The sequence below is a fragment of the Faunimonas sp. B44 genome (assembly GCF_052655945.1).
Genome location: NZ_JBQYEX010000043.1, coordinates 1 through 1,983, shown reverse-complemented (window position 1 = coordinate 1,983; position 1,983 = coordinate 1). Strand labels below are relative to the sequence as shown.

General features: G+C 60.5%; 2 protein-coding genes and 1 pseudogene. 1 reads left to right on the top strand and 2 read right to left on the bottom strand.

What is annotated here, in order from left to right:
- Together ACUN0C_RS20125 and ACUN0C_RS20120 are read right to left on the bottom strand one after the other, a co-directional pair.
- Positions 1-335, bottom strand: a pseudogene (locus ACUN0C_RS20125) (transposase); the annotation flags it as partial.
- Between the two features lie 64 nt (positions 336-399).
- Positions 400-750, bottom strand: a complete 351-nt coding sequence (locus tag ACUN0C_RS20120; protein ID WP_445468186.1) for a hypothetical protein — start codon at positions 748-750, stop codon at positions 400-402.
- Between the two features lie 126 nt (positions 751-876).
- On the opposite strand from ACUN0C_RS20120, the gene ACUN0C_RS20115 reads away from it, so the two are divergent.
- On the top strand, positions 877-1,059 hold the full coding sequence (locus tag ACUN0C_RS20115; protein ID WP_445468185.1) for a helix-turn-helix domain-containing protein: 183 nt from the start codon (positions 877-879) through the stop codon (positions 1,057-1,059).
- The last annotated feature ends 924 nt before the right edge of the window (positions 1,060-1,983 follow it).

The following is a 1,983-nucleotide window of genomic DNA, read 5'->3' as shown; positions in this document are numbered from 1 at the left end:
ACCTCGCGGCCGGCGCGCTCACGGTCGAGCATCAGCGCCACGTCGTGGATCGTGCGGAAAAGCATCAGCCGCACAAAGCGTCGGAACCACCAATACACGGTCTGTCACGGCGGAGAATCCTTCGGCAGCATGCGCCACGCCCCACCGGAGCGCGCCATGTAGCGAATTGCGTTGAGGATCTCGCGCCGGTCGACGCTCGGCTTGCGCCCACGCCGCGTAACCTCCGGAAGGAGCGGCGCAACGCGCTCCCACTCCGCGTCCGTCAGGTCGCCGGGATAGCGCTTCGTGCGCAGCTCGATCTTGGCCATCCGGCCACGGGTCTGCTTCGTCCACATCTCCACCGTGAATCACGGTGGCACTGGTTTGAACAGCCCCGCTACCCCATTCTCAAACGGTCAATCACACCACCCCCTCCCCCTCCAGAACCTGAATGCAGGCCCGGACCGTCTCCTCGGTCACGGGCGTGAAGTCCATCACGTGCAGGCGGAGCCACTCGTAGGAGTGCTGCCACGGCTCGCGGCCGCTGAGCCAGGCCATGACCTTCTCCGGCTTGTAGAAGGTCCGGTTTCCGTTCCCGCGCCGCATGGGCTCAGGCTCGGGTCCTGTGCCACGGACCCGCCAGTTGGCCAGGCTCTGCAGCGAGACGTCGAGGATCGCGGCCAGCTTCCGGCTCCGGATCGGGCGCCAAGGCGGCGTATCTGCGTGGAGCAGTTGGTGGAGAAGCTCCTGGGTGCGGTTCTGGTCGAACATAGCAATAATATAGTGAGTGCAATACTGCATGTTGATGCACGGTGCAGCATTATGCATCACACGTCATTTGATACGATATGACGTCATACTTACATCACCGGTACGAACTTGTATCGGAGACCGTCTATGCGACTTAGTGATCGAATCAGCTCCAATGAGCTCCTCAGCTCGGCGGAGGTCATGCGCATCCTGAAGTGTTCATACAATCATCTGCGCAAGCTGCCGCTGGCCTTCATCCGCCTCGGTCGCGTGATCCGCTATCGGGCGGCCGACGTGCAGGCCTTCATCCAGGGGAAGAGCCATGTGTGAGGTTTGCGTCGTCCAGTTCAGGGATGGGCCGAAGGCGATCCCCGTCGCTCCCCTCCTGCGCCGGGTCGTGGTCCCGAACGGTCCCGGCAAGACGGTCGATATTGCGATTGTGCTCTGCCCCCTCTGCGGTGAAGAGCACAGGCACGGCTGGGGCAGCGGCCCGCGTGCGCCGCACTGTGTTGGAGGACCGCCGGAGGGGGTTGGCGACTATTATATCGACTGCCCGGAGGACACGCCGGCCAGCCGCATCCGAAGACGCTGATCCTGCGGGTGGTGGGGGACGCATCTAACTCTGCGGAGTTACGGAGATTGAGCCTCGCCAGACCAAGGCGAGGCACCATCTGGGGATCAGCACCTAATTCACACGGATCAGGTGCCGGTTTTCGTACCCCCTAGGAGTTTCGCAGATTGGTCCTGGCGGAGACCGCGTCCGGAGCTATCTCGAGCATCGGCACCGGATCCTCGAGGATCAGGTGCAGATTTTCGTACCCCCTAGGAGTTTCGCAGATTGGTTCTGGCAGGGCCAACGCCAGTAACCATTTCAAGGAGCGGCCCCGGCCGCGCGTCCGGTGCTGATCTTTCTAACTCCTAAGAGTTACGAAGATCGAGCCTTGTGACAAGCAGTCATCGAACTACCTGAGGGCGACGACCCGATAGGCACCTTGACTACATGTTAGTTAATGTAGCGAACTTGAGTCTGGCAGAGGGCCTGTAGCTCTACCATCTGTCGAAAACGAAACTGGCTCTGGAACTGGAACTGGAACTGAAACTGGCTCTGAATCTGAAACTGGCTCTGAATCTGAACTGACATCACCTCTTTCTCGTGCGGCCTTTGCCGCCAATCCCTTTGGAGCAGTTATGACTGAGTTGACTACCCCCTCGAACCGTAGCGAGAGCGTGTTTGAATACGCACTGAAGTATGCA